Here is a 26,110-nt window from a genome sequence, read left to right on the forward strand (position 1 = left end):
ATTTTATGCAAATATTACGGTTATCTGATTACCCTCAATACAAAGAAATGGCTGCACAGTGGTTTTCTGAAAAATGGCAAATCCCTGTGGAAGCCTATCTTGAGAGTATTCAGATTTCCATTGATCAAAGGCATGCTATTCCACAGTGGTACATTGTTTTAAATGAAAATAAGCATTTAATTGCTGGAGCAGGAGTCATTGATAATGACTTCCATGAGCGTAAAGATTTAACACCAAACTTATGTGCTTTATTTGTAGAAGAGAACTATCGAAACCAAAACATTGCAAAACACATTTTAGATTTTGTACGTGAAGACTTGAGTAATCAGGGCATCCAAACACTTTATTTAATAACAGACCATACCGAGTTTTATGAAAAATGTGGTTGGCGGTTTTTAACGTTGGTAAAGGATGAGGAAGGCGAGATGGTACGTATGTATGTAGCAGATACTTTTTAATAGAACTTAAAGAGCATCTATTAAAAAAATAGCCTCTAGTGAGGCTATTTTTATGGCTTATTTATTTTTAAAATTTTTAATAATCATTAGAAGGGCGACCAGTGACAATAAGATAATAAAACCAATATAACTATTTGCCGTACTCATCAGCCCAATTTTTCCTACAAAATAGCCAGCTAAAATTGCAGGAATACTAAAAGCCAAATAACTTTCAACAAAAAAAGCAGCCATAAGACCCGCACGTTCTTCGGGAAGTGCCAATGGCATTACACTACGAATAGCCCCCATAAACGCCGTACCAAAACCAACTCCAGTAATAATAGAACCTAAAAATAGAACTACTGCATTGGTTAGGTTAATGGCGATGAATAAGACAATGGCACCAATAGCAATCGAGAGCGTACCGGTTAATAAAATACGGAAATTTGTCGACTTCCTAAGCGTTAATATACCTACCGCACCGGAAAGGGCGAGCGCCATAAACATAATCCCGTTTAGCCATGCCGATGACGTGTGGAAAATTTTTGCCAGTAAAGATGGCATAAGCGATAGGAAGAAACCACTGACCATCCAAAGTGCAATGTTAATCGGGCTAATACTCAATAAAGCGCTTTTTGTCTGTGGGGGAATAGCCATATTGGGTTTTAATGAAGCAAGTGCACCGGATCTTCTTTGTGCGGTTTCTGGAGTAAGAAAACTTAAAATGAGTTCACAAATAAGAAGAAAACATAAGAACTCAAAAACAAGCTGTAAGGGGTGGGCAGAGAATTGCAAAATAGAACAAGTCAGAAAAATCCCAACAGCCATACCTATCATTGGTGCAATACTATTAATCAGTGAGCCATGAAGCTTACTAAAATCTAAAATTGCTGCGCCTATAGCTGAAACAGCAAGCCCTGTTGCGATTCCTTGTAAGCCTCGTGCAATGAATAACATCGAAACATCTGAAGCAAATAAGAAAAAGCTCATTGAAATAATTTGTAGAGAAATAGCTGCAATAATGACTGGGCGGCGTCCAATATAGTCAGACAAAGAACCAATAATGAGTAATGAGCCAAGCAGCGTAAAAGCATAGGTGGCGAAAATCAAAGTCAATGTAACTGGTGAAAATTGCCAAAGCTGTTGGTATAGGCGGTAGAGTGGTGTCGGCGCACTAGATGCAGCCATGAATGTCATGAGCGTGATGGTATTAAGTGTCAAAGCACTTGCCGCATCTAATTGAAAAACAGCTCTTGACTGTTTTGAACTTGAATTGTTCATATAAGATGAATAACATAAAAGCAAATATTTAGCTTTTATACATTATTTTTCCACTAAAGCAAATCCTTAGCTTTAGTGTATTTTGTATATAGTTATAAATATTTATAAATTTTTTTTTATCCCTTTACAGAGTTTATAAATGGCAAAAGTTGTTACTGGATTACGCCCTGGTGGACGCAGCGAAAGAATACAAACTGCGGTACATCAAGCTGTAAAAGAACTACAAAAACATTTTGAGCAAAGCCAAATTACTATTCCTATGATTGCAGCGCAGGCAGGGGTTACGCCTTCAACCATTTACCGTCGATGGGGTGACATCAATCAATTATTTTCAGATGTAGCTTTAAATGAACTCAAACCTGATATGGAACCCAAAGATTTAGGTTCGTTCCAACAAGATATTACAGCATGGGTTGAGCAATATTTTGAAGAATATGCTTCAGAGGTTGGGCAAGACTTATTGCGAGATGTACTCTATACATCAAACTCGGATTCTAATGCCCGTAAATGTGAGACTTTAATTATCCAGCAACTCGATATTATTCAAAACAGGGCAAAATTACGTAATGAGCTTACTATACCTAATCAGGTAATCATCGAGGCAGTGATTGCACCTATGTTATTTCGAATTTTATTCACCAATCATGAACTTAGTCTTGAGTATGTATATGACCTTTTAAACCGTCTTTTTATAAAAAATAAGTAGATAGATCTATAAAAGAACTAGTCCCTTGTTTTTATTAAATAAACATATATCAATATTTTTTATTATTTAAAAAATAAATTCTCATAATTTGAGATTGGTATGAGAATGAGTTAATCATTTATTTTTGAAATACTTGTTCTGCTCATTTAAAAATCAAAAATAAACATAGATAATGCATGATGTAATTAATTAAATTATTTTATAAACATGCATTTATGTAAATTTTTAAAGACTTTGAGTTTTATGAAACTTATTAAGATAAATATTTTCTATACAAAAATATGCATGGTTTTTAAATTTTACATTTTTTAAATTTATGACACAGGGTGTTTTTTATTCTTTACAATGGCTCCACTTCATTTAAAGCAGCTTGTGGTGCACGCTTTATATTTTATTTTTTTATCACCATCGAAAAGGTATTTAGATAATGGATTTCAATACCCTTGACCAAGAAACGGTACAGAAAAAACAAAAGTTTCATCAAATTTTGTATGTACAGGTCATCTTTGCAATTATTTTGGGCATTTTAATTGGTCATTTTTACCCAGAACTTGGCGAGAGCTTAAAACCGCTTGGTGATGCATTCATCAAAATCGTCAAAATGATTATTGCTCCCGTAATCTTTTTGACAGTGGTTACCGGTATTGCCAGCATGACGAACATGAGTCGAGTTGGGCGAGTGACAGGTAAGGCAATGCTATACTTCCTTACTTTTTCTAGCCTTGCGCTTGTGGTTGGTATGATTGTGGCTAATATCATTCAACCTGGTAAAGGCTTAAATATTGACCCGGCAACCTTAGTCAACGATAAAGTAAATAGTTACGTTGAAAAAGCTCATGCTACAAATATCACTGACTTTTTCATGAATATTATCCCGCAAACATTAGTGAGTCCGCTTGCTGGTGGTGAAATTTTGCAGGTTCTATTTGTGGCAGTCCTATTTGGTATTTCTTTAGCTGCCTTGGGTGACCGTGCACGTCCAATTACTGATTTTTTAAATAACCTCACGGCTCCGGTTTTCTATTTGGTGGGCATGTTAATGAAACTTGCACCAATTGGAGCTTTTGGTGCTATGGCATTTACTATCGGTGCGTATGGAATCGAATCAATCGGTAATTTATTACTATTGATTATGACCTTCTATATCACGGCAGTGCTGTTCGTATTAATCATTTTAGGGGCTGTAGCACGCTACAATGGCTTTTCAATTATCGATTTAATTCGTTACATCAAAGACGAACTCTGGTTAGTTTTAGGTACAAGCTCTTCTGAAGCTGCTTTACCATCTTTAATGGATAAAATGCAAAAAGCAGGTTGTGAAAAATCTGTAGTAGGTCTTGTCATTCCGACAGGTTACTCATTTAACCTTGATGGAACTAACATCTATATGACTATGGCGGCTTTATTTATTGCACAAGCATGTAATGTTGATTTATCAATTGGTGAGCAGGTTGCATTGCTTTTAGTGGCAATGGTGAGTTCTAAAGGTGCGGCAGGGGTAACGGGCGCAGGCTTTATTACACTCGCAGCTACTTTATCGGTAGTACCTGCTGTACCAGTGGCAGGTATGGCGCTTATTTTAGGTATTGACCGTTTTATGTCTGAGTGTCGTGCATTAACCAATTTAATTGGTAATGCATGTGCAACCATTGTGGTTGCCCGTTGGGACAAAGCTCTGGACAAGGACGTTCTAGATAAAGCTTTACGCAAATCGAAAACGAATTAATTTTTTAATTCGAAATAAAAAACCTGTAGCAACTGGCAAATCGGGAGAGGTGCTGTGCTACAGGTTTTATTATTTAATGATCAAAAAATATAATTTAAAAACTATCTACTCATTAATAGTTATTAAGGAAAGCCACTATAAAAATTTCGCAAATTCTCGTATAGAACTACTTTTTAAAAAGCAGAACTTTTGAGTTATCTACACTATAAAAATAGTATACAAACTCGCCTGGGTTTATGCTTTTAAGTGATCCTCAAACTCTTCACCTAATTGCATTGCTAAAGCATTACCTGCCAAATCACAGGTCACTAAGCCATATTCTTTTTTAAAACTGAAAGTAAAACCTTTTCCATCAGCAAGGTTTTTAACCGAATACCCTAATTTTTCTAACCAAATACGGAACGCAATTAAATTTTTCGCTTTAACAACCTTTTTCACGTGAGAACTCCTTCTATCCGTGTCTTACACCTTATTTATTAATAGGGATTTACTCGAATTTTTTAAAGGGGGAAAACTTTGTTTTATTTTGCATCTTGTAAAAAAAGTAAAATAGATAAAGCAATATCCTTCATTTTATAAATTTATTAAGTTTTTATGTAATTAATCTGGATATTTATAAATTTTAAGTTTTTGTTTTTTATATAGATTTTAAAATAATGATATTGGGTTAAAATTTAATCAATTTAAATTAATCTAAAATCAATAAATGTAAAAAATAATTTCATGCAACATGCTTTATTCAAAAAGATACAGTTCATAAAATTAAACTGTATCTTGGTTGAAAGCTTATAATTTTAAAAATTGTCTTTTAAGCTACGTAAGTGAGCGAACTCATCTACACTTTCAGCACGTAAAAAGGGATTTGTTGCTAGTTCAAGTTCAATACTACTTGGCAAGGTAATTTTACCTTCTTGACGAAGCATGCGGACTTGTTCAGCACGTTCTTGCAGTGCGTGGTTTTCAGGTTCTACACTTAAGGCAAATTCCGCATTAGAAAGTGTATATTCATGTGTGCAATACACTTTTGTTGCAGTGGGTAGTGCAGCAAGACGATTTAGTGAGTGGTACATCTGTTCTGCTGTACCTTCAAATAGTCGCCCGCATCCCATTGCAAATAAGGTATCTCCACAAAAGAGGGCATTAAGCTCTTCAATAAAATATACAATATGACCTAAGGTATGGCCTGGTGTTGCAATAATCTCTACTTTTAAATCATTAAATTTTAGATGATCATCGTGTTGTAAGGGATGAGTAATGCCAGGGATTTTACTTAGTTCATCTCTTGGGCCATATACCGCCATAGGCGTGTTAGCCGTTAAATCAGCAACACCGCCGATATGGTCTTTATGCCAATGGGTAAGCCAAATCTGTTTTAGAGTTAATTGATGTTCTTGGCAAAAGTGTGTGACTAACTCAGCCTCTGTTGGATCAACTGCAACAGCTTCATGAGTCTCAGTATCTTCTAAAATCCAGATATAGTTTTGTAGGGCATTTTGCACATCAATATAATGAATTCTATAACGCATTTTTTTATCCTGAAACTAAATCCAAAAGCAGTATCTACGGGCTAATTTTGATAATAACAGAAATTACCTTGAGTAACCTGTCTAATAAAATGCTCTATAAATTAGACTCTCTAAAATAAAAAAGCCCTCATGGAAGAGGGCTTTTGTAGGAGTTCAATTAGCGCATTTTTGCGAGCCAATTTCCTAGCATTTGAACGATTTGTACCAAAAGTAATAATACAATAACCGTTAAAATAACGACGCTTGTATCAAAACGTTGATAGCCATAAGAAATTGCCAAGTCACCAATACCACCAGCACCAACTGCACCAGCCATAGCGGTTGCACCAATAAGACTAATCGTAGCAGTCGTTAAGTTCAAAATAAGCGAACTACGAGCTTCAGGTAAGATAAAGCGCGAAATAATCTGCCAAGGTGTTGCACCCATAGCTTGAGCAGATTCGATAATTCCTTCATTTACTTCAAGCAGGGAAGTCTCAATAAGACGTCCCATATATGGTCCAACGTAAATTGTTAAAGGAACGATCGCTGCCCATGTACCAATTGAAGTTCCTACCAATAATTTGGTCAGTGGAATAACTGCAATAAGTAAAATAATAAATGGCAGAGAACGTAAAGCATTTACAATTGGGTTGAGTAAATGATAAATGAATTTATTTGGCAAAATGCCTTCTGGGCGGGTTACAAGTAGAATAATCCCTTGGATAAAGCCCCAAATACCACCAAATAAAAGCGCAAAGAACACCATATGGAAGGTTTCTTGTAACGCAGTTACAAACTGGTCAATTGAAAGTGAACTGTGCCAGAAAGGTTGAGTAAGTTCAGTTAACCATTGTACGATTAAATCTCTCATACTTGATCTCCTGATTGAACTACACTCACTTCATTTTTCTCTAAAAACTCAATCGCCTGACGAATCAACTGTGGATCACCTAAAAGCTGTACAAACATCTGACCAATGACGGTGCCGTTAATTTCAGTCATATTAGCAAATAAGATATTTAAACTAATATCAAATTGTTTAATAAGCGACTGAATCACAGGCTCTTGTGCTGAACGCCCTAAGAACTGTAAGCAATAAATGCTGTGATGATGCTGGTTTTCAAGTTGATTTAAAATATTTACAGGCAACTGCTGATGTAAAACAGTTTGTATAAAGTTTTTAGTTGTCGGATGTTGTGGATTACTAAAGATATCAATGGTTGAGCCTTGCTCAATCACTTTACCAGCTTCCATGACAGCAACATGGTCACATACAGTCTCAATCACATCCATTTCATGAGTTACCATGACGATTGTGATTTTTTGCTCTTGGTTAATTTTCTTTAATAATTCTAAAACCGACTTTGTCGTTTGTGGGTCGAGGGCAGAGGTGGCCTCATCACACAAAAGAATTTTAGGGTGGTTGGCTAAAGCACGAGCGATACCAACACGTTGTTTCTGACCGCCAGATAATTCATCCGGATAAGCATCTTTTTTATGCTTAAGATCAATGAATTCAAGTAACTCATTTAAACGCTTTTCACGTTCTGCTTTGCTGTAATTTAGCAGACGCATTGGCATTTCAATATTTTCAGCAACTGTTTTGGTTTGAAGCAAATTGAAGTGCTGGAAAATCATACCAATATTTGCACGTTCCTGACGTAATGAACGCGCATCCAAAGCAGTGAAGTCCTTTTGATTAATGATAACCTGACCTTCATTTGGTCGTTCAAGTAAGTTAATCAGGCGGATTAAAGTACTTTTACCTGCACCACTATAGCCAATAATGCCGAAAATACTGCCTTCAGGAATTTCCAAATTAATTTGGTCCAGTGCACGTATAGTTTGGCCTTTAAGCTGATAGTGCTTTGAAATGTTTTTAAATTGAATCATGTCGTCAAAAACTATGCTAAAAAGAAAAAACAGGCAAAGAGTCTTTGCCTGTTTCGCGTTGCAGCTATTATATTACTATTTAGCTTGCGTGAGGTAGCTGATTGGCTGATTCACGTCAACTTTTGTACCACCAAAGTGCTGTTCAACGTATTTTTTAACAGCTTCAGTGTGGTAAAGCTGACCAACTTTCTGAAGAACAGGGTCATCTTTACGTGATTCAGCAGTTGCAAGAATATTTACATTCAGCTTTGTACTTTGGTCAACTGGCTCATAATAGATAGAATCTTTAAGCACATTTAAACCGCCTTCCATTGCTAAAGTATTACCTAAAACAATTGCATCAACTTCGTCTTTTACACGAACAGCAGTTGCCATTTGAATTGGTTTAATGTCAATTTTTTTGCTGTTGTCAGTAATATCGCTTGGAGTGCCTTTCGCTGGATCAAAGTCAGCTTTAAGCTTGATTAGACCTGCGCTTTGTAACAATAACAATGCACGAGCTTCGTTCGCTGCATCATTAGGAATAGCAATGCTTGCACCTTGAGGGAACTCATCAACTTTTTTGTATTTACTTGAGTAAATACCCATTGGTTCAAGATAAGTTGTAGCAACAGGAGTAATCTTATCTTTGTTTGAAGCATTAAATGCAACAAGATAGGCATAAGATTGGAATGCATTTAGGTCAACTTCTTTGTTTGCAGTAGCTGTATTCATTGCAACATAATCAGTGAAGTTTTTCACCTCAAGTTTAAGACCGGCAGCTTTAGTTTCCGGTAAAGTTGCAATATAGCGCCAAATATCAGCGTCAGAACCAGTTGAAGCAATGACTACAGTTTGTAACTGAGCAGAGTCTTTGCCATTTTGTGGTTCATTTTGCTGTTTGCCGCAAGCTGCAAGTAATACTACAGACACGCTTAAAAAAAGACTGATCAGCTTTTTCATGTAAAAAAAGTCCTGATTATGAGAGATCTCAACCATTCGGGTTGGCTCTCAGCTGGGAAAATTGGTGATGTTGAAAGTTCCAACGGTTTAACCAATCATAACAATAAAAACATATTCAATATAGTGGACATGTTTCGATCTTATTAATCAGAATTGAATAAAAATTAAGATTAATATGAATATTTGTGATAAGTGAATAAGCAAAATAAAAAAGCCCTCATAAGAGAGCTTTTTTACTATTTAAATTTTTATTCAGCTTTTTCACGAGCAATAGCACGGTAACCAATGTCACTGCGGTATTGCATACCTGTGAAGGTTACTTGCCCACATACTTCTAAAGCATTGATTTGTGCTTCAAGAACGCTGTCACCTAGAGCAGTCACGCAAAGTACACGTCCGCCAGAAGTAACGATATGGCCATCTTCACGAGTAGCAGTGCCTGCATGGAAGATTTTAGTATCTTCTGGTGATTGACCGATACCTGAGATAACGTCACCTTTACGCACGCTGTCTGGGTAACCTTCTGCTGCAAGTACAATACCGATGGACTTACGCTCATCCCATTCTGCTTCGCTTGGTAAGTTACCTGCGATACCTGCTTCAACCAAATCAACAAGAGATGACTTCAAACGCATCATGATAGGTTGAGTTTCTGGATCACCGAAACGGCAGTTAAACTCAATTACGCGTGGTTGACCTTGTTCATCAATCATTAAACCAGCATATAAGAAGCCAGTATAAACATGTCCATCAGCAGCCATACCATCAACAGTTGGGCGCATAATTTCATTCATTACACGCTCAAAAACGTCTGGAGTCACAACTGGAGCAGGAGAGTAGGCACCCATACCACCTGTGTTAGGACCTTGGTCACCTTCAAAAATACGTTTGTGATCTTGTGAAGTTGCCATTGGTAAAATGTTTTTACCGTCAATCATACAAATGAAAGAAGCTTCTTCACCAGCAAGGAACTGTTCAATTACAACACGTGAGCCTGCATCACCAAATTTGTTGCCTGCAAGCATGTCATCAATGGCTGCAAAAGCTTCTTCATTGGTCATTGCAACGATAACACCTTTACCAGCCGCAAGACCGTCAGCTTTAATTACAATTGGTGCACCATTTTTTTCAACATAAGCTTTTGCTGCATCAACTTCCGTAAATACTTCATAAAAAGCAGTTGGAATGTTGTGGCGTTTTAAAAAGTGCTTAGCAAATGCTTTTGAACCTTCAAGCTGTGCTGCATATTGAGTAGGTCCCCAAATTTTTACGCCTGCTTCACGCGCAGCATCAACAACACCATTTACTAATGGCGCTTCTGGGCCAACAACAATCAGTTCAACATTATTTTCTTTAGCAAAAGCAATAATTGCCGGGTTGTCTAAAATATCGAGCTGAACGTTAACGCATTTTGGTTCTGTTGCAGTTCCTGCGTTACCAGGCGCAACGAAAACTTGAGTAACTTTGGCATCTTGCGCGATTTTCCATGCTAAAGCATGCTCACGACCACCACTACCTAAAACTAAAATATTCATTTTTAATTTGTTCCTTAACTTTAATCCTTTTTCATCCCCCTCTATTTCTCAAGGTGGAGAGATAATTCCATTCTTGTGGAAAACCCTCCTGAATAAAAGGAGGGTTAGGGAGGACTAAATTTAAATTAGTGGCGGAAATGGCGCATACCAGTGAAGACCATTGCAATGCCAGCTTCATCAGCAGCTGCAATAACTTCTTCATCACGCATAGAACCACCCGGTTGAATAATGCATTTAATGCCAGCTTTTGCTGCATTATCAATACCGTCACGGAACGGGAAGAATGCATCAGATGCCATAACTGCGCCTTCAACAACCAGACCAGCATGCTCAGCTTTAATTGCTGCGATACGTGCTGAGTTAACACGGCTCATTTGGCCTGCACCTACACCAATAGTTTGACGGTTTTTGGCATAAACAATAGCGTTTGATTTTACGTATTTCGCAACTTTCCATGCGAAAATAAGGTCATCAATTTCTTGTTCGGTTGGTGCACGTTTAGTCACAACTTTAAGATCATCTTTGGTGATCATGCCCAAGTCTTGGTCTTGAACAAGTAAGCCGCCGTTAACGCGTTTATAGTCAAGTTGTGGAGCACGTGCATCAATTGCAGGTAATTCACCACATACTAAAACACGAACATTTTTCTTCGCGCCAGTAACTTCAAGTACACCATCAGCAATACTTGGAGCAATAATTACTTCAACGAATTGGCGATCTACAATTGCTTGAGCAGTAGCAACGTCTAACTCACGGTTAAATGCAATAATACCGCCGAAAGCAGATTCTGGATCTGTTGCGTAAGCTAAATCATAAGCAGCTTTAATACCGTCTAAAGAAACGGCAACACCACAAGGGTTAGCATGTTTTACGATGACACAAGCTGGTTTTGCAAATGATTTCACGCACTCAAGGGCAGCATCAGTATCAGCAATATTGTTATAAGACAATTCTTTGCCTTGTAATTGTTTTGCAGTAGAAACAGAAGCTTCTTTTGCATTTGCTTCAACATAGAAAGCAGCAGATTGGTGTGGATTTTCACCGTAACGTAAATCTTGTGCTTTGTTTAATTGGGTATTGAACGTACGAGGGAATAAATCTGCTTCACCTTCGGCCTTACCAACGCGAGCGCCTAAGTAAGAAGCAATCATGCCGTCATATTGAGCTGTATGTTCAAATGCTTTAACCGCTAAATCGAAGCGTGTTTCATAAGAAAGTGAACCAGAAGCTTTTAATTCGCTAATAACTGTATCGTAATCTGAAGCATTTACCACAATACCGACAGATGCATGGTTCTTAGCAGCAGCACGTACCATTGTTGGACCACCGATGTCGATATTTTCGATAGCATCAGCAAGAGAACAGTTAGGTTTAGCTACTGTAGCCGCAAATGGGTAAAGGTTAACTACAACTAAATCGATTGGATCGATGTTGTGTTCTTGCATAACAGCTTCGTCTAGACCACGACGAGCCAAAATACCGCCATGAATTTTTGGATGTAGTGTTTTAACACGGCCATCCATCATTTCCGGGAAACCGGTATGTTCAGATACTTCAACAACAGCAATATTATTATCTTTAAGCAACTTGTATGTGCCGCCTGTAGATAATAATTCTACCCCTAAAGCTGCAAGGTTTTGAGCAAATTCGACAATTCCTGTTTTGTCTGATACAGAAATCAAAGCACGTTTAATAGTCATGATGTTCAAGTCAACAATTTCAAGTCTACGGATTAAAACCAATTAGAAGCACAAAAAAAATGCCCACGAAGCCGTGAGCATTTTATCATTTATTCACTCATTAAACCGTGAGCTTTTAACTTTTTACGTAAAGTGCCACGGTTGAGTCCAAGAATTTCTGCGGCACGTGTTTGGTTACCACGAGTATATTCTAGAACTACAGATAAAAGAGGTTTCTCCATTTCTGCTAGCACCATGTCATATACCTGAGATGGTTGCTCACCTTGCAATTGTGCAAAATAATGGCGAACTGCGCGATCCACGTGGATGCGAAGAGCAACATCAGATTGTGCAGTAAAAATAGGAGATTTGCTATTCATGCGAGTTAATCCGAAAATCAAATACTAGCTTGGGTAAAGTAGTATATAAATGTGGTCTAAAAATACGGAGTCCTGTTTTAGATCCTAAAACAGTGACTCTAAAACATAAGAACAATTAGCTTGCCATATTTCTTCGTATTGAGTAAAAAATAAGCGTAACAATAATTAAATATTTGTTACAGCCCCCTCAAAAACAAAAAAAGTTAGGCTATGCGCTTAATGTAGAAAAGCACACATGCTTAACAGTATATTTTTTGAATTGAGAGCGAGGAGTATATGAGTCAAAGCTTTCGTGGCGCGTATCATACCATTGTCTAGGAAAAAGTGAGCAAATTAACTGCATTTTTTTTTAATTTTTTTTCACTTTTTTTACAAATTAGGGGTGGACAATTTCTAATCGATAATTTACTAGGCTTTTTTTGCTTTTATTTAGCTCAACTTGGAATCTAAAAGGTGTATTGGTCGGAATGCGTTGAATACCCCGTAAGTTTTCGACCAAGTATTGTTGAGGGGTAAAAATGATTTCTTCTTGATCGGTTTCTTTGCCAAAGCTGAGTTTTAGGTTGGGCAACTCAATACTTTTATTATTCTGATTTATGAGAACACCTGAAAGTTGAGTATGCTCTGTACCAATTTTACGTAGCTTTACCTTTTCTATATAAAGAAGTTGATATTGTTCAGCTGACTTGTTGCAATGCAATATTTGACAAACATAATTAAATGCATGGCTAATCGCAGGGCTTTGTTGCATGAGTTTAGGGTTAAACCAAAGAATCTGAAAAGTAAAAACCAAAATCAGAATCAGATTTGCAGAACTCCAAAGCGTATAGTACAACCAGCTATGCTTTTTACCGTTATCTTGTTCAGGAGAGGTTGCTTGCTCAGCCAAATTAAGGTTAGGAAGAGCATTAATAGGTTCATTATGGAAGTAATTTAAATTATTCAAATAAGTCAAAAGATCAATATTAGAGTTTTCAACTTTTTGATCAAAGATATCTAACACATGAGAATGGGTCATATATCGTGTTTGCATAGAGCCATGAGCTAAAGCAGATGAATTTACCGTTTCCGGCTGCTCAACATTTACTAAATTAGTCAGAGCATTAAAATTTAAATTACATTTAGGGCAACAAACCATACCCTGAGCAACAGTTAACTGAGTAAGAGAAACTTTATAAACTGTTAGACACTTAGGGCAGCGGGTTTGTTTTTCATTCATGAGTTAAAACATCTCAATTTGTTGTTTTACGTTTTCCTGAAATGCGGCACCAGTTTTCTTCGCGCTTTTCGACATCTAATATATCAAAAAATTCAGAATAAACACCTGAAACATCAGCAACTTGCTCTTCGATTACACCAGCAAGTGCGAAATCACCATCAGATTTAAGTAATTTTGCAAACTCTGGCGCAAGTGCCATTAAAGGACCCGCTAAAATATTTGCGACTAAAACATCTGCTTGTTGAGGTTTGAATTCTTGATCAAACTCTTCAGGAAGACCTACATATAAACGGTCTAATACACCATTGAGTTCTGCATTTTGTTTAGTTGCTAAAACTGCTTGTGGGTCGATGTCTGTCGCATAGACTTTCTTAGCGCCTAATAATAAAGCTGCAACACCTAAAATGCCTGAGCCACAACCATAATCAATCACGATCTTATCTTTAACATCAGTTTTACCTAACCATTGTAAGCATAAGAAAGTACTTGCATGATTACCTGTACCAAAAGCAAGGCCCGGGTCAAGCTTAATATTTGTAGCATCTGCTTCTGGTGGCTCTAACCATTCAGGAACAATCCAGAATTTTTCCCCAATCTGAATTGGTTCATAATAATCCATCCATGCGCGTTCCCAAACTTGATCTTCAAGTTCTTCATGACGCATTGGCACATCTGGAAGTTGTGCTTTTAAGAAAGCTTCTAAAGTATCAACATCAATTGGGTCTTGTTCGTCTTGTTGGTAAATACCAGTAACAATGACTTTGTTCCAGAGTGGTGTTTCACCTGGTAATGGTTCCAGTAAAGCCTGATCTTCGGCATCATCCAAAGTTACGCTTACCGCACCTAGAGACATTAAAAGTGTTTCTGTGAATTCAACTTGTTCTTGATCAACGGTAATGTGTATTTGTAACCACTTCACGAAAAGGACCTAAAATTTTATTTAAAGGCATATTGTAGCCGACTAGAGTAGTTTAAAAAAGAAAACGGCCCATCTTTAATGGACCGCTTTTTGAAAATGATGATGTGATATAGAAGAATATAAAACGATTTCTCTATATCTTAAGTCAAAACTATATTAAGGAGCAGGGGCCTTGAATTGTAATTTGCCATTTTCGTTCGGCTGGCAAGTACCATTAAAGGTTACACCGTTGTGATTGTAAGAAACCCATTCACCTTGCTGTTTTTTTGCACACACTCGAATTTGTTTTTGAGTTTCGGCTTTGCTCGTGTCAGCAGCGTGTGTAAAAGTGACGCCTGAAAAACAAATTAGAGATGCTGTTAAGATTTTCAACATGGTCGTTTTCATTTTGTGTTCCTTCTAGTTGCGTTAATTTTAAAGTCATAGAAGTGCTGTACGTTTTTTATTCTAAAATGAAAAAGTTTTAAAAACATTCACTTTGTATTGAATTCATGAAACAAAATGTCAAAACATGTGGCTTACCGTAAATCATGTCACGACAATTTTGTAATTATGTACATCTATAAGCAGATAATTTTGCTATAATGTTCCGTCTTTTTTTTCTGGTGTTTTTGTACTCATGCACTATCCTAAAGTTTATGATGTTATCGTTATCGGTGGCGGTCACGCAGGTACGGAAGCGGCGCTTGCTGCTGCGCGTATGGGACGACAGACTTTGCTTTTGACCCATAACATTGAGACTTTGGGTCAGATGAGCTGTAACCCAGCGATTGGTGGCATTGGTAAGTCGCACTTAGTTCGTGAAATTGATGCGCTTGGCGGTGCAATGGCTTTAGCTGCCGATAAAGGCGGTATTCAATTCCGTATTTTAAACTCGCGTAAAGGTGCAGCAGTACGTGCAACGCGTGCTCAGGCTGACCGTGTTCGCTATAAAGCTGCGATTCGTGAGACCTTAGAAAATCAAGCAAATCTTGATATTTTCCAACAAGCGGCTGATGACCTGATTGTTGAAGGCGATACAGTTAAGGGTGTTGTGACCCAAATGGGTATCCGCTTTGATGCAAAAACTGTTGTGTTAACTACTGGTACATTCTTGGGCGGTGTTATTCACGTTGGTTTAGAGAAATCAAGCGGCGGTCGTGCTGGTGATCCTCCTTCTATTGCTCTTGCTCAGCGTCTTCGTGAATTGAAATTACCGGTAGGCCGTTTAAAAACAGGTACACCTCCACGTATTGATGCACGTTCAGTTGATTTTTCAGTTATGACACCACAACCAGGCGACTTCCCGTCTCCGGTAATGTCGTTCATGGGTGATGTGTCTATGCACCCAGAACAAGTGAACTGCTATATCACGCATACTAACGAAAAAACTCATGACATTATTCGTGGTGGCTTAGACCGTTCACCAATGTATACCGGTGTCATTGAAGGGGTAGGCCCACGTTACTGTCCTTCAATTGAAGACAAGATTCATCGTTTCTCTGATAAAGACTCGCATCAGGTATTCTTAGAGCCAGAAGGCCTTGATACACATGAGCTTTATCCAAATGGTATTTCGACTTCATTACCATTTGATGTTCAGTTTGAACTTGTGCGCTCGATTCGCGGTATGGAAAATGCCCATATCTTACGTCCGGGTTATGCAATCGAATATGACTATTTCAACCCGCAAGCTTTGAAATTTACCCTAGAAACCAAAGCAATTAACGGCTTGTATTTTGCAGGGCAAATTAATGGTACTACCGGTTATGAAGAAGCGGGTGCCCAAGGTTTACTTGCAGGCTTGAATGCTGCACGCCGTGCATGGGAACAAGAAGAATGGACACCTAAACGTGACCAAGCTTATATGGGTGTATTGGTTGACGACTTGATTACCCTAGGTACGAAAGAGCCATACCGTATGTTCACTTCACGTGCGGAATATCGTTTGATGTTACGTGAAGATAATGCCGATCAACGTTTAACAACTATTGGTCGTGAGCTTGGTTTGGTTGATGATGTTCGTTGGGCGGCTTATTGCGAAAAAATGGAAGCAGTTGAGCGCGAAACATCTCGTTTACAACATTTATGGGCGGCACCTAACAACCCAATGGGTAAAAAGTTTGTTGAAATGACAGGTGCTGACTTAAGTAAAGAATGTAGTGCGATTGATTTGCTTAAACGTCCTAATATTAATTTTGCTCAAATTGCGGAACTTACAGGTTCTGAAGTTTCACAACAGGTCGGCGAGCAAATTGAAATTGCTGTTAAATACGAAGGTTATATCAACCGTCAGCATGAAGATGTGGCTCAATTAAAACGTCTTGAAGAAACTAAAATTCCTGCTGATTTTGATTATGACGTCGTTTCAGGTTTATCTCGCGAAATTACTCAGAAGTTGAAAACAGTTCGTCCGGAAACATTAGCTCAAGCGAGCCGTATTCCTGGTGTTACCCCAGCCGCTGTTCAGCTTGTAATGATCACGATTCGTAAAAATAATATGACAAAAAAAACGGCTTAATTATTTAAGCGTGTAAAAAAGCCCGGTTAAGACTGGGCTTTTTTATTTTCTGATCAAAAAATATATGGAATTTTCCTAAGCATCAAAAGAGATTTTGCATCCTTTTTTTCTTATTTCACAAGTTTTAAAGCGAAAGTTATATTAAATTCACGTTCAAACAAGAGGGCTTTAAACATGACAATGAAATCAATTCGCTACAATGGATATGAAATGGCATGCCAATGCTCATGTTCAACATAGCGCAAAAGAAGAAGCAGATCAGTTTTGGTGGGGGAAAACACATTGATCTGAAAATAAATAAAAGTATAAATGCCAATATAAAATTAAGAAAATTACAATTCAAAATCTAAAGAGAACCATATGGTTCTCTTTTTTATATCTACTGATTATTTGCTATCAGGCTCAATTTCTCGCACAGCATTGTGCACTTGAACTGGCTCAATATGAAGCAGTTTTTTACCAAAACTCCGTAACCACCATACGAGTTGGGATGTAAATGGAACGGTCGCCGTAACTTCGACAATATTTTCTTCAATTGGGGTAATGGTCTGATCTTTACTTAACTGACTTTCATAAAAAGTTTTAGCAGTTTGCTCGGTCATGGTTAAAGTAAGCTGAATAGATTCAGTGGGTTGGTTGTAATCTACTCTGAAACCTAAAGCTCCTGAGTCAATATAATGGTCAATATCGAAATTAACAGGGTGTAAAGCCCGACTTTCTAAAACTTTAGCAGATTTGAATCGGTGCAAGGCAAATGTTTGTACTTCAGTTTTATCATGGCGAGTACAAATTAAGTAAATCACAGCACCTTTTTGGACCAAAGCAAGAGGATTTAAAATATAAGTTTTATCTTCGCCTTGATTTACACGGGCCCGATAGACACACTCAATCTGTTTGTCTTGTAGTAGACCCTCATAAATTGCCTGCTGAGCAGCACGGTCCACTACAGGTGGAATAAGAGGTTGGCTTGCTGGCACAATACGGACACGATTAATCCACTGTCTCACATTATTTTGTGTAGACAGACTACGTTTTGCCAAATCGAACCAAGGCCCCATCTCGTCAAGGAGACTGGGTGGAAGTAAATGTTTGAGATGTTCCTCAACCATCATAAAGGTTACAGCTTGAGAGCTTGTCATATGCGGTAAGCTTTGAATTGGTGCATCTGATTGCCAACGCCAGCCTTGAGGTACAGCTTTATTACTTTCAATTGGAAAACGCTGAGCAATTTGGTTTAAATCACGCTGAATTGTCCTTAAACTGATTTCAATACCTTCACGCTCAAGCATTTCTTGCAATTCTCGAGTTCCGATCCATTTACCGGTAGGAAGGCGAGATAGAATCTGCCATTGGCGATATAAACTATTTGAAGTTTCTTTTTCTGTTACAGACATAAGCGTAATACATCTATATCCAATTGCTTTGGTGTCAACACAATAAAAAAACTTTACAGATTTAGCAAGTTTGTCAGATTCGGTTTATAGCAGCTTTTACAATCAATGTTAAAATTTAGAAGAAAGTTATAACAATGATATTCAATAAGCATTATAGATATATAAGTGGCACTGAAATTGCTTATTTAAAAATGAAATATAGATAAATGATAAGACGAGGTTGCTATGTCAGAACAAGAGAAAGACCTACAAGCCGATATTGATTATTTTTTACAGGAACAGGCGACCAACGCATTACTTAACCAAACTTCGTTTATAGAAAATCTTTCCGTACAGTCGAACCTATTTGAACAACTAAAATCGCAGTTTTTTAATGAGATGTTGGATGATGCGACGTCTAATAGTGTGGCCTCTAAAAAAATTGAACAATGGCTGAGCATTCGTACTTTGGATGAGTTGAAACAATTAAATGCGGAGGCTAAGCAACATTTTCTCTATCACGGCATTACATTTAACGTATACGGTGATAAGGAAGGAGTGGAGAGAACGATACCTTTTGATCTCATTCCAAGGGTTATTGAAAAAAAACAGTGGGAAAAAATCGCAGCTGGCTGCTCACAGCGAGTTAAAGCGCTTAATTATTTTTTAGATGACATCTATCATGGTCAACATATTTTAAAAGAGCAATTAATTCCGGAAAGTCAGATTATTTGTCATGAGGCTTTTCAGCCCCATATGCTTAAACACACGCTCAAAGGCAAAATTTATTCTCAAATTAGCGGAATAGATATTATTCGTGACAGTGAAGGCGAGTTTTTTGTACTTGAAGATAATTTAAGAACACCATCTGGCGTATCTTATATGATTGAATGCAGGAATATTAGTCAACAACTCATGCCTGAGCTCTGTGCTGCTAACAATCTGCAAGGTATTGAACACTACCCAAGCTTATTAAAAGAAATACTTCAAGAAAACTCTGAGATTGATCAGCCTTTTATTGTGGTCTTAACGCCAGGACGTTTTAACAGTGCTTATTATGAACACGCTTTTTTAGCACGTGAAATGGATGTGCCACTGGTCACCAATCGAGATTTATTTGTAGAAAATGATCAAGTATTTGTAAAAACGATTCGTGGCCGTCAAAAGGTTGATGTGATTTATCGCCGTTTAGATGATGATTTTTTAGATCCACTTGCATTTAGACCTGATAGTGCTTTAGGTGTGGCAGGTTTAATGTCTGCTTATTTACAGAAAAATGTAGTGATTGCCAATGCACCCGGCACTGGAGTAGCTGACGATAAATCGATTTATCCATATGTTGATCAGATGATCCAATATTATTTGGGTGAAACGCCAATTTTGAAGAATGTACCTACTTACCAGTGCCGTGAGAAAGAACATCTGGACTATGTACTGGCTCATTTAGATCAATTAGTCATTAAAGAAGCTCAAGGATCGGGTGGATATGGCATGTTAATTGGCCCTAAAGCAAGCTCATGTGAAATTGATGAATTCAGACAAAAACTGATTGCTACACCGCATGAATATATTGCCCAGCCAACATTGGCTTTATCGGTTGCACCGACTTTAACTACAGCAGGAGTGGCTGAGCGCCACATCGACCTACGCCCGTTTGTACTCAGTTCTCCTTATCGGACCGAAATTGTGCCCGGAGGTTTAACACGAGTAGCCATGCAGGCAGGTTCTTTAGTCGTTAACTCCTCACAAGGAGGAGGTATTAAAGATACATGGGTCGTTGAAACGCTACATTCTTAATGGTTGGTTAAAGAGGAAATTTATGGTTTTACTCAATTCGAGTGCGCACCACATTTATTGGTTGGGTCGTTATTTAATGCGAATTCAATTTGCTGTATCACATTTGCCATTTACAGATGATGCTAAAGCAGCCCAATTTGCAGCAGCATTTGGGCTAGTCATTGATCAAGCAGAATTACTGAATTGCTATATGTTGGATACGAAACAAACATATTCGTTACTGAATCAGTTTGCTATTGCTAAAGATAATATTCAAGAGTTAAGAGGAATATTATCTTCAAATGCCTATGCAGAATTAAATCATGCGATTAAGGGATTCCAAGCTCATCCTGATTCATTAAAGCAGGCTTTAGTGAAATGTAATCAAATACTTGATGCTGAACATGAAGATATAGCGTTATTTCTGCATTTAGGACAAAAGTTAGAATTATTTGATATACAACTACGTTTTCAGCAAGACCTTACACAGCTCTTGCAGGAGCTAGAAAAATTACTTCAACAGCTGAATGACTTAGGGTGGAATAAATTAACACAACCATGGCAATTATTAAAAGAACATCCAAATTGGGATGCTTATTATAATTTTACCCAGCAGTTGGAATATATGTTCGAGGCATAATTATGAAATTGATGGTTAATCATCAAACGCATTATAACTATACTGAAACTGCTAAAAACAGTATTCAGTATATCAAGATGATGCCTCAAACATCGCTGCATCAACATGTTATGAATTGGGCAATCAGCGTGCCTGGTGACAAGACGCTCAAAAGAGATATTTTTAATAATATTTGGATAACGGCTAGCCAGCGTTATGAGTATCAGCACCTTACTTTTATGGCACAAGGTATTGTAGAGCTTCTAAATACAGAAATAGGAGGAGTAGATGTATCTATACCAATAAATCTATTTCTCCAAAGTACAGAGGCCACTAAATATGATGCTGAAATGTTGGATTTTGCCCAGAGAATTGTAACTGTCAAAGATCGACAACATATTGCTTTGCTCAGTGAAAATATTCTGCAAAAGATGCCATATCAACCGGATAGTACATCTGTTCATACAACGGCTACGCAAGCCTTTCAGGCAGGTCAGGGGGTGTGTCAAGATCATGCACATGTTTTAATCGCTATGTGCCGTGCGTTACAATTACCAGCACGTTATGTCTCTGGTTATCTATTTGATCAAAATTCTCCACACCTTGCCAGTCACGCTTGGGCGGAGGTATTTTTAGATAATCAGTGGTATTGTTTTGATGTGAGCAATCAATTGTTTACACCAAAGCATCATATTTATCTTGCTGTTGGTCGGGACTATCTCGATGTTGCGCCCATTAGGGGAGTGCGAGAAAAAGGTGGTACTGAAAATATGATGTCTGTGGTTCAAGTGCTGGCTTGTTGAATGTAAAGAGAACGAAATGACCTATTGTTGTGCGCTGAGATTGGAACAGGGTTTGGTGTTTATAAGTGACACTCGAACTAATGCCGGGGTCGATCATATTTCTGTGTTCCGTAAACTGCATACTTTTGGAGTAACGGGAGAGCGGTTTATTGCCTTGCAAACAGCAGGCAATTTAGCAACTACACAAGCGGTTATCGGGCATTTGCAAAATGCACTTATTTTGCAACAAGAGCCTAATTTATATAGCATTAATACTATGTTTGAGGTGGCTGATCTAGTCGGTAAGACCTTGAAAAGCGTTTTAGAAGATATCAGTTCAGATACCCAAGAACAAATGAATTATGCCTGTAGTATTTTAGTGGGTGGGCAAATCAAAGGCGGAGATATGCAGCTTTATAATGTTTATCCGCAAGGCAATTTTATTTGTGCCACCACAGATACGCCTTACTTTCAAATTGGCGAAAGTAAATATGGCAAACCTATTTTAGATCGAGCTTTATATTATGCGATGCCATTAGATGATGCTCTTCGTTGTAGTTTAATTTCATTTGATTCTACATTGCGTTCTAATGTCTCTGTTGGTTTGCCGTTAGATGCATTGGTTTATAGTAAAGATAGTTTTGTGATCCCTATGGGTAAGCGAATTACTGAAGATGATCCATATTTTTCACAAATTAGTCGTCAATGGTCAGATACGTTACGCCGTGGTTTACAGGAAATGCCAAAACCTACAGATGATTATTGGCGCTAAAATTTATTCAAAAAAAATCCAAGCAGTGCTTGGATTTTTTATTTAGTGAACTTTAAGTACCCTGACGGACTGGGCGAGAACTTAGACGGCAAAGTAATTCATAGCCGATTGTGCCATTTGCTTCAGCCACATCATCAACTAAACGGTGATTTCCCCAAAGTTCAACTTGGGTGCCAAGTTTTACTTGAGTATTTGTGACATCAATCGCAATCATATCCATACTTACACGGCCCACAACTGGGCAAAGTTTGCCATCAATAGCGACAAAATTTTGCTTAACATAAGCTCTTGGATAACCATCACCATAGCCAATAGAAACAATGGCGATATCCATAGCCTGTTGAGCACAAAAAGTAGAGCCATAACCTACGTGTTCACCAGCTTCAATATGGTTTAACGCTATTATTTCTGCAGTAAAAGTCATGACAGGTTTCAAATCAAGATCATGCACTGTTTTATCTGCAAAAGGTGAAGCGCCGTAGAGCATAATACCAGGACGTACATAGTCAAAATTTAGTTCTGGCCATTTAAAGATGGCAGCTGAATTACAGCATGATGCTAAAATTGGATCGCAAGTTTCTTTAATATGCAAAAATTGCTGTTTTTGTTGTTCATTTAAAGGGTGATCTACATCTGCATTTGCAAAATGCATAGCAAGTACACATGTAAAACCTTCAGACTTTAATGTCTTAATCACTTCAATAATTTCTGGGTCTTTAAAACCTAAACGGTTCATACCGCTATTTAATTTAACCCATACTTTTAAGCCTTGGGCAATATATGCTTGTTTGTGTTTAATTAACCATTCAAACTGTTGTTGATGGTGAATGACGCATTCAAATTTTTGTTCAATTGCGACGGGCATTTCATCTTCAGAAAATACCCCTTCAATTAAAGTAACTGGTTGTTCGAAACCGAGTTCACGGATTTCTAATCCTTCTTGTAGGCAGGCTACACCAAAGGCATCTGAGGCATTTAAGGCTGCTAAACAGTCTTTGACTCCATGTCCGTATGCATTGGCCTTTACCATGCTTACGATTTTTGAATTTGCTGCGAGTTGTTTGACACGGTTTAAATTATATTGAAGCGCTTGGCGATCAATATAAACTGTTGCTTGACGCACCCTCATTTACTCCTTTGGGCTAGAGATAGAGTTTATTCTTCATCATCATATTGGCTGTAATACTCAGGAGAGAGATTACTAAAACGAGTATATTGGCCTTCAAAGGCAAGGCGAACGGTACCAATTGGACCATTACGCTGTTTACCGATGATAATTTCTGCGGTGCCTGCTTCTTTCGATTCTTTGTTATAGACTTCATCACGGTAAATAAACATGATTAAGTCGGCATCCTGCTCAATCGCACCAGATTCACGTAAGTCAGACATTACTGGACGTTTATTCGGTCGGTTTTCCAGACTTCGGTTAAGCTGAGATAGTGCAATCACAGGACAGTTCATTTCTTTAGCTAAAGCTTTTAAGCTACGTGAAATTTCCGAGATCTCACCAACACGGTTGTCACCCATGCCCGGAACTTTCATCAACTGTAAATAGTCGACCATGATACAGCCGATTTTACCATCATGCATTTTTGCGATACGTCTAGCTCGGGCACGAACTTCAGTAGGTGGTAGGGCAGAGGAATCATCAATATACAAATGCATTTGTTGAAGTTGCAGAATGGTACCCGTTACTTTAGTCCATTCATCAGCATCTAAATTACCTGAACGTAAATGCCCTTGATGCACTTTACCCATAGCTGAAATGAGACGCATCGCAATAGAGTCTGCTGGCATCTCCATAGAGAAGACGAGAGCTGGGAGTTTATTGTATTGCAAAACACTTTCAACCAAGTTCATGGCGAAAGTAGTTTTACCCATAGACGGACGTGCTGCGACAATAATCAAATCACCCGGTTGCATACCAGAGGTTTTATTATCGAGCTCTAAGAAGCCAGTCGTTAAACCAGTAATATTTCCGTCTAATTTTGAAAGCTCATCAAGTTTACTAATCACATCGGCAGTTACAGAACTAATTGCTTTAGGTCCAGAATCTTTTTTATTGTTGTTATGTTGTTCTGCTAAAGAGAAAATACTCGTTTCGGCTAAATCTAAAATTTCACTTACACCTCGACCTTTTGTGTCGTAAGCATTTTGTAAAATTTCAGTACTTACCTTAATCATACTGCGTAGTGTAGAAAATTCTTTAATTTTAGTCGCATAAGTTTCAAGATTATAGAAACTCGAAGGTGAGTCAGCCATAAGCTGCATCAAATATTCTTCACCGCCAATCGCATCGAGTAAGTTTTGTTTTAAAAGCCAGTCGTTGACCAAAACCGCATCATACGGTGAGTTTTCCTGTGCTAATTTTTCAATTGCACGATAAATATATTTATGACGAGTGGCATAAAAATCATTTTCTTTGAGTAAGTCACTGACTTGTTCAAAAGATTCAGCAACGGTCATCAGCGCAGCAAGTACAGCTTGCTCAATGGCTAAATTGTGTGGGGGAGTGCGAAACTCTTTAAGTTGGCCTGATTCACTCGTCTTATTTTCTGTTGGAGATGAAAGGGTTAAAGAAGTGGCATTCGCCTGAGACATAATTAGACCTGATGATAAAATGTGTACACAAAAAGGGTTTTAAGCCGAGAACTATCTTAAAACAAAACTAAATAAACTACCTAATTAAAAAACCAATTAAACTGAAGAACTGATCAGGAATTAATATATCTAATTTTATTGCTTAAATTTAAGAGATAAAAAAAGAGCATGCGTAAGCATGCTCTTTTTTTGATGAGAAATTACTCAGATACGATAGTAACGAGAACTTCTGCAACAACATCATGGTGCAATTGAATTGCGATGTTGAATTCACCAGTGTGACGAAGCGCACCGTTTGGTAAACGAACTTCTGCACGGTCAACTGTAAGACCAGCATTCGTTAACGCGTCAGCGATGTCACGAGTACCGATAGAACCGAAGAGTTTACCTTCGTCACCAGCTTTAGCAGTGATAACGATGTTAACTTCGTTCAATTGTTCAGCACGTGCTTGAGCAGCAGCTAATACTTCAGCTTCTTGCTTCTCAAGTTCAGCACGACGAGCTTCGAAAGCAGCAGTGTTAGCTTCAGTAGCTGCAACTGCTTTACCTTGAGGGATAAGGAAGTTACGGCCGTAACCAGCTTTAACTGATACTTTATCGCCTAATTTACCAAGGTTCTTAATGCGTTGTAATAAGATAACGTCCACAGATCACCTCACTTATGGTTGTCAGTGTACGGAATCAAAGACAAGTAGCGAGCTTGTTTGATAGCAAGCGCTAATTGACGTTGATAACGAGCTTTAGTACCAGTGATACGGCTAGGAACAATCTTGCCGTTTTCAGTGATGTACTGTTTTAAAGTATCGATATCTTTGTAGTCGATGTACGCAACATTCTCAGCTGTAAAGCGGCAGAACTTGCGACGACGGTAAAAACGTGCCATTGATGTTCTCCTTATTCAGCTTCTTGAGCAACTTGCTGTGCTTCTTCACGTTGAGCTTTACGCGCACGCTTTTCTTCAGCACTCTTAGCAAGCAATGACTCTTCAGTGATTGCGTGTTCACGACGGATGATAAGGTTACGAATGATCGCGTCGTTATAACGGAATAATTCTTCTAACTCATCAAGCGTAGATTGACCACATTCAACATTCATAAGAATGTAGTGCGCTTTGTGAATTTTGTTAATTGGGTAAGCCAATTGACGACGGCCCCAATCTTCTAAACGGTGAATTTGACCATCAGCTTCTTTGATCTGAGAGATATAGCGTTCAACCATACCTACAACTTGATCGCTTTGGTCTGGGTGTACCAAAAGTACGATTTCGTAATGACGCATTGTCAGCTCCTTACGGTTTAAACAGCCCCTAATAAAATTAGAAGCAAGGAGTCATAGCTAAAAATATAAATAGCTACGTCGCAAAAAATGCGAAGGCTGAATTATAGGTAAAAATTAGACTAAAAACAAATCTTTTGATGAGAAATATAAAAGTTATTTGAGAGAGGAGGAAATCCTCCCTTAA

The 26,110-nt window shown here is 38.0% G+C and carries 26 protein-coding genes; 8 read left to right on the forward strand and 18 right to left on the reverse strand.

Features of this window, described 5'->3' with window-relative positions:
• The first annotated feature begins 5 nt into the window (after positions 1-5).
• Positions 6-458, forward strand: coding sequence for a GNAT family N-acetyltransferase (locus R5R67_RS02440; protein ID WP_001166574.1), 453 nt, complete (start codon positions 6-8; stop codon positions 456-458).
• Positions 459-515: 57 nt separating this feature from the next.
• Here R5R67_RS02440 and R5R67_RS02445 read toward each other — a convergent pair whose 3' ends face one another.
• Entirely contained in the window at positions 516-1,718 is a 1,203-nt protein-coding gene (locus R5R67_RS02445; RefSeq protein ID WP_001066089.1) for an MFS transporter, read from the reverse strand.
• Between the two features lie 139 nt (positions 1,719-1,857).
• Between R5R67_RS02445 and R5R67_RS02450 the strand changes: the two genes are divergently transcribed.
• Entirely contained in the window at positions 1,858-2,424 is a 567-nt protein-coding gene (locus R5R67_RS02450) for a TetR/AcrR family transcriptional regulator (protein WP_001151710.1), read from the forward strand.
• 427 nt (positions 2,425-2,851) lie between these two features.
• Positions 2,852-4,150, forward strand: coding sequence for a dicarboxylate/amino acid:cation symporter (locus R5R67_RS02455; RefSeq protein ID WP_000347180.1), 1,299 nt, complete (start codon positions 2,852-2,854; stop codon positions 4,148-4,150).
• A 234-nt stretch (positions 4,151-4,384) separates the two neighbouring features.
• Here R5R67_RS02455 and R5R67_RS02460 read toward each other — a convergent pair whose 3' ends face one another.
• The 11 genes from R5R67_RS02460 to R5R67_RS02510 form a co-directional block, all read right to left on the reverse strand.
• Positions 4,385-4,588 (reverse strand): hypothetical protein, encoded by a 204-nt coding sequence (locus R5R67_RS02460; RefSeq protein ID WP_000758190.1) that lies wholly within the window; start codon positions 4,586-4,588, stop codon positions 4,385-4,387.
• 356 nt (positions 4,589-4,944) lie between these two features.
• A complete protein-coding gene (gloB, locus tag R5R67_RS02465; protein ID WP_001270564.1) occupies positions 4,945-5,676 on the reverse strand; it encodes a hydroxyacylglutathione hydrolase in 732 nt (243 codons plus the stop codon).
• Between the two features lie 157 nt (positions 5,677-5,833).
• Complete coding sequence (locus R5R67_RS02470; protein ID WP_001205190.1) at positions 5,834-6,529, reverse strand: methionine ABC transporter permease; 696 nt, start codon at positions 6,527-6,529, stop codon at positions 5,834-5,836.
• The gene (locus tag R5R67_RS02475) at positions 6,526-7,551 is read right to left on the reverse strand and encodes a methionine ABC transporter ATP-binding protein (RefSeq protein WP_000614025.1); all 1,026 of its coding nucleotides are present in this window, start codon (positions 7,549-7,551) and stop codon (positions 6,526-6,528) included. The genes R5R67_RS02470 and R5R67_RS02475 overlap by 4 nt, the downstream gene beginning before the upstream one ends.
• 75 nt (positions 7,552-7,626) lie before the next feature.
• The gene (locus tag R5R67_RS02480; protein WP_000733782.1) at positions 7,627-8,493 is read right to left on the reverse strand and encodes a MetQ/NlpA family ABC transporter substrate-binding protein; all 867 of its coding nucleotides are present in this window, start codon (positions 8,491-8,493) and stop codon (positions 7,627-7,629) included.
• Between the two features lie 248 nt (positions 8,494-8,741).
• Entirely contained in the window at positions 8,742-10,028 is a 1,287-nt protein-coding gene (gene purD / locus R5R67_RS02485) for a phosphoribosylamine--glycine ligase (protein WP_001024112.1), read from the reverse strand.
• 125 nt (positions 10,029-10,153) lie between these two features.
• Complete coding sequence (gene purH, locus R5R67_RS02490) at positions 10,154-11,728, reverse strand: bifunctional phosphoribosylaminoimidazolecarboxamide formyltransferase/IMP cyclohydrolase (RefSeq protein ID WP_000153210.1); 1,575 nt, start codon at positions 11,726-11,728, stop codon at positions 10,154-10,156.
• An 89-nt stretch (positions 11,729-11,817) separates the two neighbouring features.
• Positions 11,818-12,087, reverse strand: coding sequence for a DNA-binding transcriptional regulator Fis (fis, locus tag R5R67_RS02495; RefSeq protein ID WP_001086304.1), 270 nt, complete (start codon positions 12,085-12,087; stop codon positions 11,818-11,820).
• Positions 12,088-12,463: 376 nt separating this feature from the next.
• Positions 12,464-13,306 (reverse strand): zinc-ribbon and DUF3426 domain-containing protein, encoded by an 843-nt coding sequence (locus R5R67_RS02500; protein WP_001003277.1) that lies wholly within the window; start codon positions 13,304-13,306, stop codon positions 12,464-12,466.
• A 13-nt stretch (positions 13,307-13,319) separates the two neighbouring features.
• A complete protein-coding gene (gene prmA, locus R5R67_RS02505) occupies positions 13,320-14,225 on the reverse strand; it encodes a 50S ribosomal protein L11 methyltransferase (RefSeq protein WP_000871703.1) in 906 nt (301 codons plus the stop codon).
• A gap of 156 nt (positions 14,226-14,381) precedes the next feature.
• Positions 14,382-14,612 carry a hypothetical protein gene (locus R5R67_RS02510; RefSeq protein ID WP_000859008.1) on the reverse strand — a complete coding sequence of 77 codons (231 nt, stop codon included), beginning with the start codon at positions 14,610-14,612 and terminating at the stop codon, positions 14,382-14,384.
• A gap of 232 nt (positions 14,613-14,844) precedes the next feature.
• On the opposite strand from R5R67_RS02510, the gene mnmG reads away from it, so the two are divergent.
• A complete protein-coding gene (gene mnmG / locus R5R67_RS02515; RefSeq protein WP_000559179.1) occupies positions 14,845-16,725 on the forward strand; it encodes a tRNA uridine-5-carboxymethylaminomethyl(34) synthesis enzyme MnmG in 1,881 nt (626 codons plus the stop codon).
• Positions 16,726-17,111: 386 nt separating this feature from the next.
• Here mnmG and R5R67_RS02520 read toward each other — a convergent pair whose 3' ends face one another.
• Entirely contained in the window at positions 17,112-18,119 is a 1,008-nt protein-coding gene (locus tag R5R67_RS02520) for a helix-turn-helix transcriptional regulator (RefSeq protein WP_000117148.1), read from the reverse strand.
• 225 nt (positions 18,120-18,344) lie between these two features.
• Between R5R67_RS02520 and R5R67_RS02525 the strand changes: the two genes are divergently transcribed.
• Genes R5R67_RS02525 through R5R67_RS02540 form a run of 4 tightly spaced genes read left to right on the forward strand, consistent with a single transcriptional unit; the run spans position 18,345 to position 22,047 of the window.
• Positions 18,345-19,895 carry a circularly permuted type 2 ATP-grasp protein gene (locus R5R67_RS02525; protein ID WP_001295028.1) on the forward strand — a complete coding sequence of 517 codons (1,551 nt, stop codon included), beginning with the start codon at positions 18,345-18,347 and terminating at the stop codon, positions 19,893-19,895.
• A gap of 22 nt (positions 19,896-19,917) precedes the next feature.
• A complete protein-coding gene (locus R5R67_RS02530) occupies positions 19,918-20,514 on the forward strand; it encodes an alpha-E domain-containing protein (protein ID WP_002062093.1) in 597 nt (198 codons plus the stop codon).
• A 2-nt stretch (positions 20,515-20,516) separates the two neighbouring features.
• Positions 20,517-21,296 (forward strand): transglutaminase family protein, encoded by a 780-nt coding sequence (locus R5R67_RS02535; protein WP_000772592.1) that lies wholly within the window; start codon positions 20,517-20,519, stop codon positions 21,294-21,296.
• A gap of 16 nt (positions 21,297-21,312) precedes the next feature.
• Positions 21,313-22,047 carry a proteasome-type protease gene (locus R5R67_RS02540; RefSeq protein WP_000220477.1) on the forward strand — a complete coding sequence of 245 codons (735 nt, stop codon included), beginning with the start codon at positions 21,313-21,315 and terminating at the stop codon, positions 22,045-22,047.
• A gap of 52 nt (positions 22,048-22,099) precedes the next feature.
• On the opposite strand, the gene alr is transcribed toward R5R67_RS02540, so the two are convergent.
• From alr to rpsF, 5 genes are all read right to left on the reverse strand, one after another.
• Positions 22,100-23,170 carry an alanine racemase gene (gene alr, locus R5R67_RS02545; protein WP_001248169.1) on the reverse strand — a complete coding sequence of 357 codons (1,071 nt, stop codon included), beginning with the start codon at positions 23,168-23,170 and terminating at the stop codon, positions 22,100-22,102.
• Positions 23,171-23,202: 32 nt separating this feature from the next.
• Positions 23,203-24,648, reverse strand: a complete 1,446-nt coding sequence (gene dnaB, locus R5R67_RS02550) for a replicative DNA helicase (protein ID WP_000075891.1) — start codon at positions 24,646-24,648, stop codon at positions 23,203-23,205.
• Between the two features lie 200 nt (positions 24,649-24,848).
• The gene (gene rplI, locus R5R67_RS02555) at positions 24,849-25,295 is read right to left on the reverse strand and encodes a 50S ribosomal protein L9 (RefSeq protein ID WP_000382591.1); all 447 of its coding nucleotides are present in this window, start codon (positions 25,293-25,295) and stop codon (positions 24,849-24,851) included.
• An 8-nt stretch (positions 25,296-25,303) separates the two neighbouring features.
• Positions 25,304-25,531, reverse strand: coding sequence for a 30S ribosomal protein S18 (gene rpsR, locus R5R67_RS02560; RefSeq protein WP_000090661.1), 228 nt, complete (start codon positions 25,529-25,531; stop codon positions 25,304-25,306).
• Positions 25,532-25,542: 11 nt separating this feature from the next.
• Positions 25,543-25,926 carry a 30S ribosomal protein S6 gene (rpsF, locus tag R5R67_RS02565; protein WP_001216679.1) on the reverse strand — a complete coding sequence of 128 codons (384 nt, stop codon included), beginning with the start codon at positions 25,924-25,926 and terminating at the stop codon, positions 25,543-25,545.
• Positions 25,927-26,110: the final 184 nt, after the last annotated feature.

The sequence above is a fragment of the Acinetobacter sp. OYA S30 genome, assembly GCF_033599315.1.
Lineage (GTDB): Bacteria > Pseudomonadota > Gammaproteobacteria > Pseudomonadales > Moraxellaceae > Acinetobacter > Acinetobacter baumannii.

Excerpts from the sequence above, each read along its gene's own strand:
- R5R67_RS02535 (WP_000772592.1), top strand. The coding sequence starts at position 20,517 with ATGAAATTGATGGTTAATCATCAAACGCATTATAACTATACTGAAACT.
- gloB (WP_001270564.1), bottom strand. The coding sequence starts at position 5,676 with ATGCGTTATAGAATTCATTATATTGATGTGCAAAATGCCCTACAAAAC.
- fis (WP_001086304.1), bottom strand. The coding sequence starts at position 12,087 with ATGAATAGCAAATCTCCTATTTTTACTGCACAATCTGATGTTGCTCTT.
- mnmG (WP_000559179.1), top strand. The coding sequence starts at position 14,845 with ATGCACTATCCTAAAGTTTATGATGTTATCGTTATCGGTGGCGGTCAC.
- R5R67_RS02470 (WP_001205190.1), bottom strand. The coding sequence starts at position 6,529 with ATGAGAGATTTAATCGTACAATGGTTAACTGAACTTACTCAACCTTTC.
- R5R67_RS02520 (WP_000117148.1), bottom strand. The coding sequence starts at position 18,119 with ATGTCTGTAACAGAAAAAGAAACTTCAAATAGTTTATATCGCCAATGG.
- R5R67_RS02455 (WP_000347180.1), top strand. The coding sequence starts at position 2,852 with ATGGATTTCAATACCCTTGACCAAGAAACGGTACAGAAAAAACAAAAG.
- R5R67_RS02480 (WP_000733782.1), bottom strand. The coding sequence starts at position 8,493 with ATGAAAAAGCTGATCAGTCTTTTTTTAAGCGTGTCTGTAGTATTACTT.
- rpsR (WP_000090661.1), bottom strand. The coding sequence starts at position 25,531 with ATGGCACGTTTTTACCGTCGTCGCAAGTTCTGCCGCTTTACAGCTGAG.
- R5R67_RS02440 (WP_001166574.1), top strand. The coding sequence starts at position 6 with ATGCAAATATTACGGTTATCTGATTACCCTCAATACAAAGAAATGGCT.
- R5R67_RS02525 (WP_001295028.1), top strand. The coding sequence starts at position 18,345 with ATGTCAGAACAAGAGAAAGACCTACAAGCCGATATTGATTATTTTTTA.
- R5R67_RS02475 (WP_000614025.1), bottom strand. The coding sequence starts at position 7,551 with ATGATTCAATTTAAAAACATTTCAAAGCACTATCAGCTTAAAGGCCAA.
- R5R67_RS02445 (WP_001066089.1), bottom strand. The coding sequence starts at position 1,718 with ATGAACAATTCAAGTTCAAAACAGTCAAGAGCTGTTTTTCAATTAGAT.
- R5R67_RS02500 (WP_001003277.1), bottom strand. The coding sequence starts at position 13,306 with ATGAATGAAAAACAAACCCGCTGCCCTAAGTGTCTAACAGTTTATAAA.
- purD (WP_001024112.1), bottom strand. The coding sequence starts at position 10,028 with ATGAATATTTTAGTTTTAGGTAGTGGTGGTCGTGAGCATGCTTTAGCA.
- R5R67_RS02450 (WP_001151710.1), top strand. The coding sequence starts at position 1,858 with ATGGCAAAAGTTGTTACTGGATTACGCCCTGGTGGACGCAGCGAAAGA.
- dnaB (WP_000075891.1), bottom strand. The coding sequence starts at position 24,648 with ATGTCTCAGGCGAATGCCACTTCTTTAACCCTTTCATCTCCAACAGAA.
- R5R67_RS02540 (WP_000220477.1), top strand. The coding sequence starts at position 21,313 with ATGACCTATTGTTGTGCGCTGAGATTGGAACAGGGTTTGGTGTTTATA.
- R5R67_RS02510 (WP_000859008.1), bottom strand. The coding sequence starts at position 14,612 with ATGAAAACGACCATGTTGAAAATCTTAACAGCATCTCTAATTTGTTTT.
- rpsF (WP_001216679.1), bottom strand. The coding sequence starts at position 25,926 with ATGCGTCATTACGAAATCGTACTTTTGGTACACCCAGACCAAAGCGAT.
- R5R67_RS02530 (WP_002062093.1), top strand. The coding sequence starts at position 19,918 with ATGGTTTTACTCAATTCGAGTGCGCACCACATTTATTGGTTGGGTCGT.
- purH (WP_000153210.1), bottom strand. The coding sequence starts at position 11,728 with ATGACTATTAAACGTGCTTTGATTTCTGTATCAGACAAAACAGGAATT.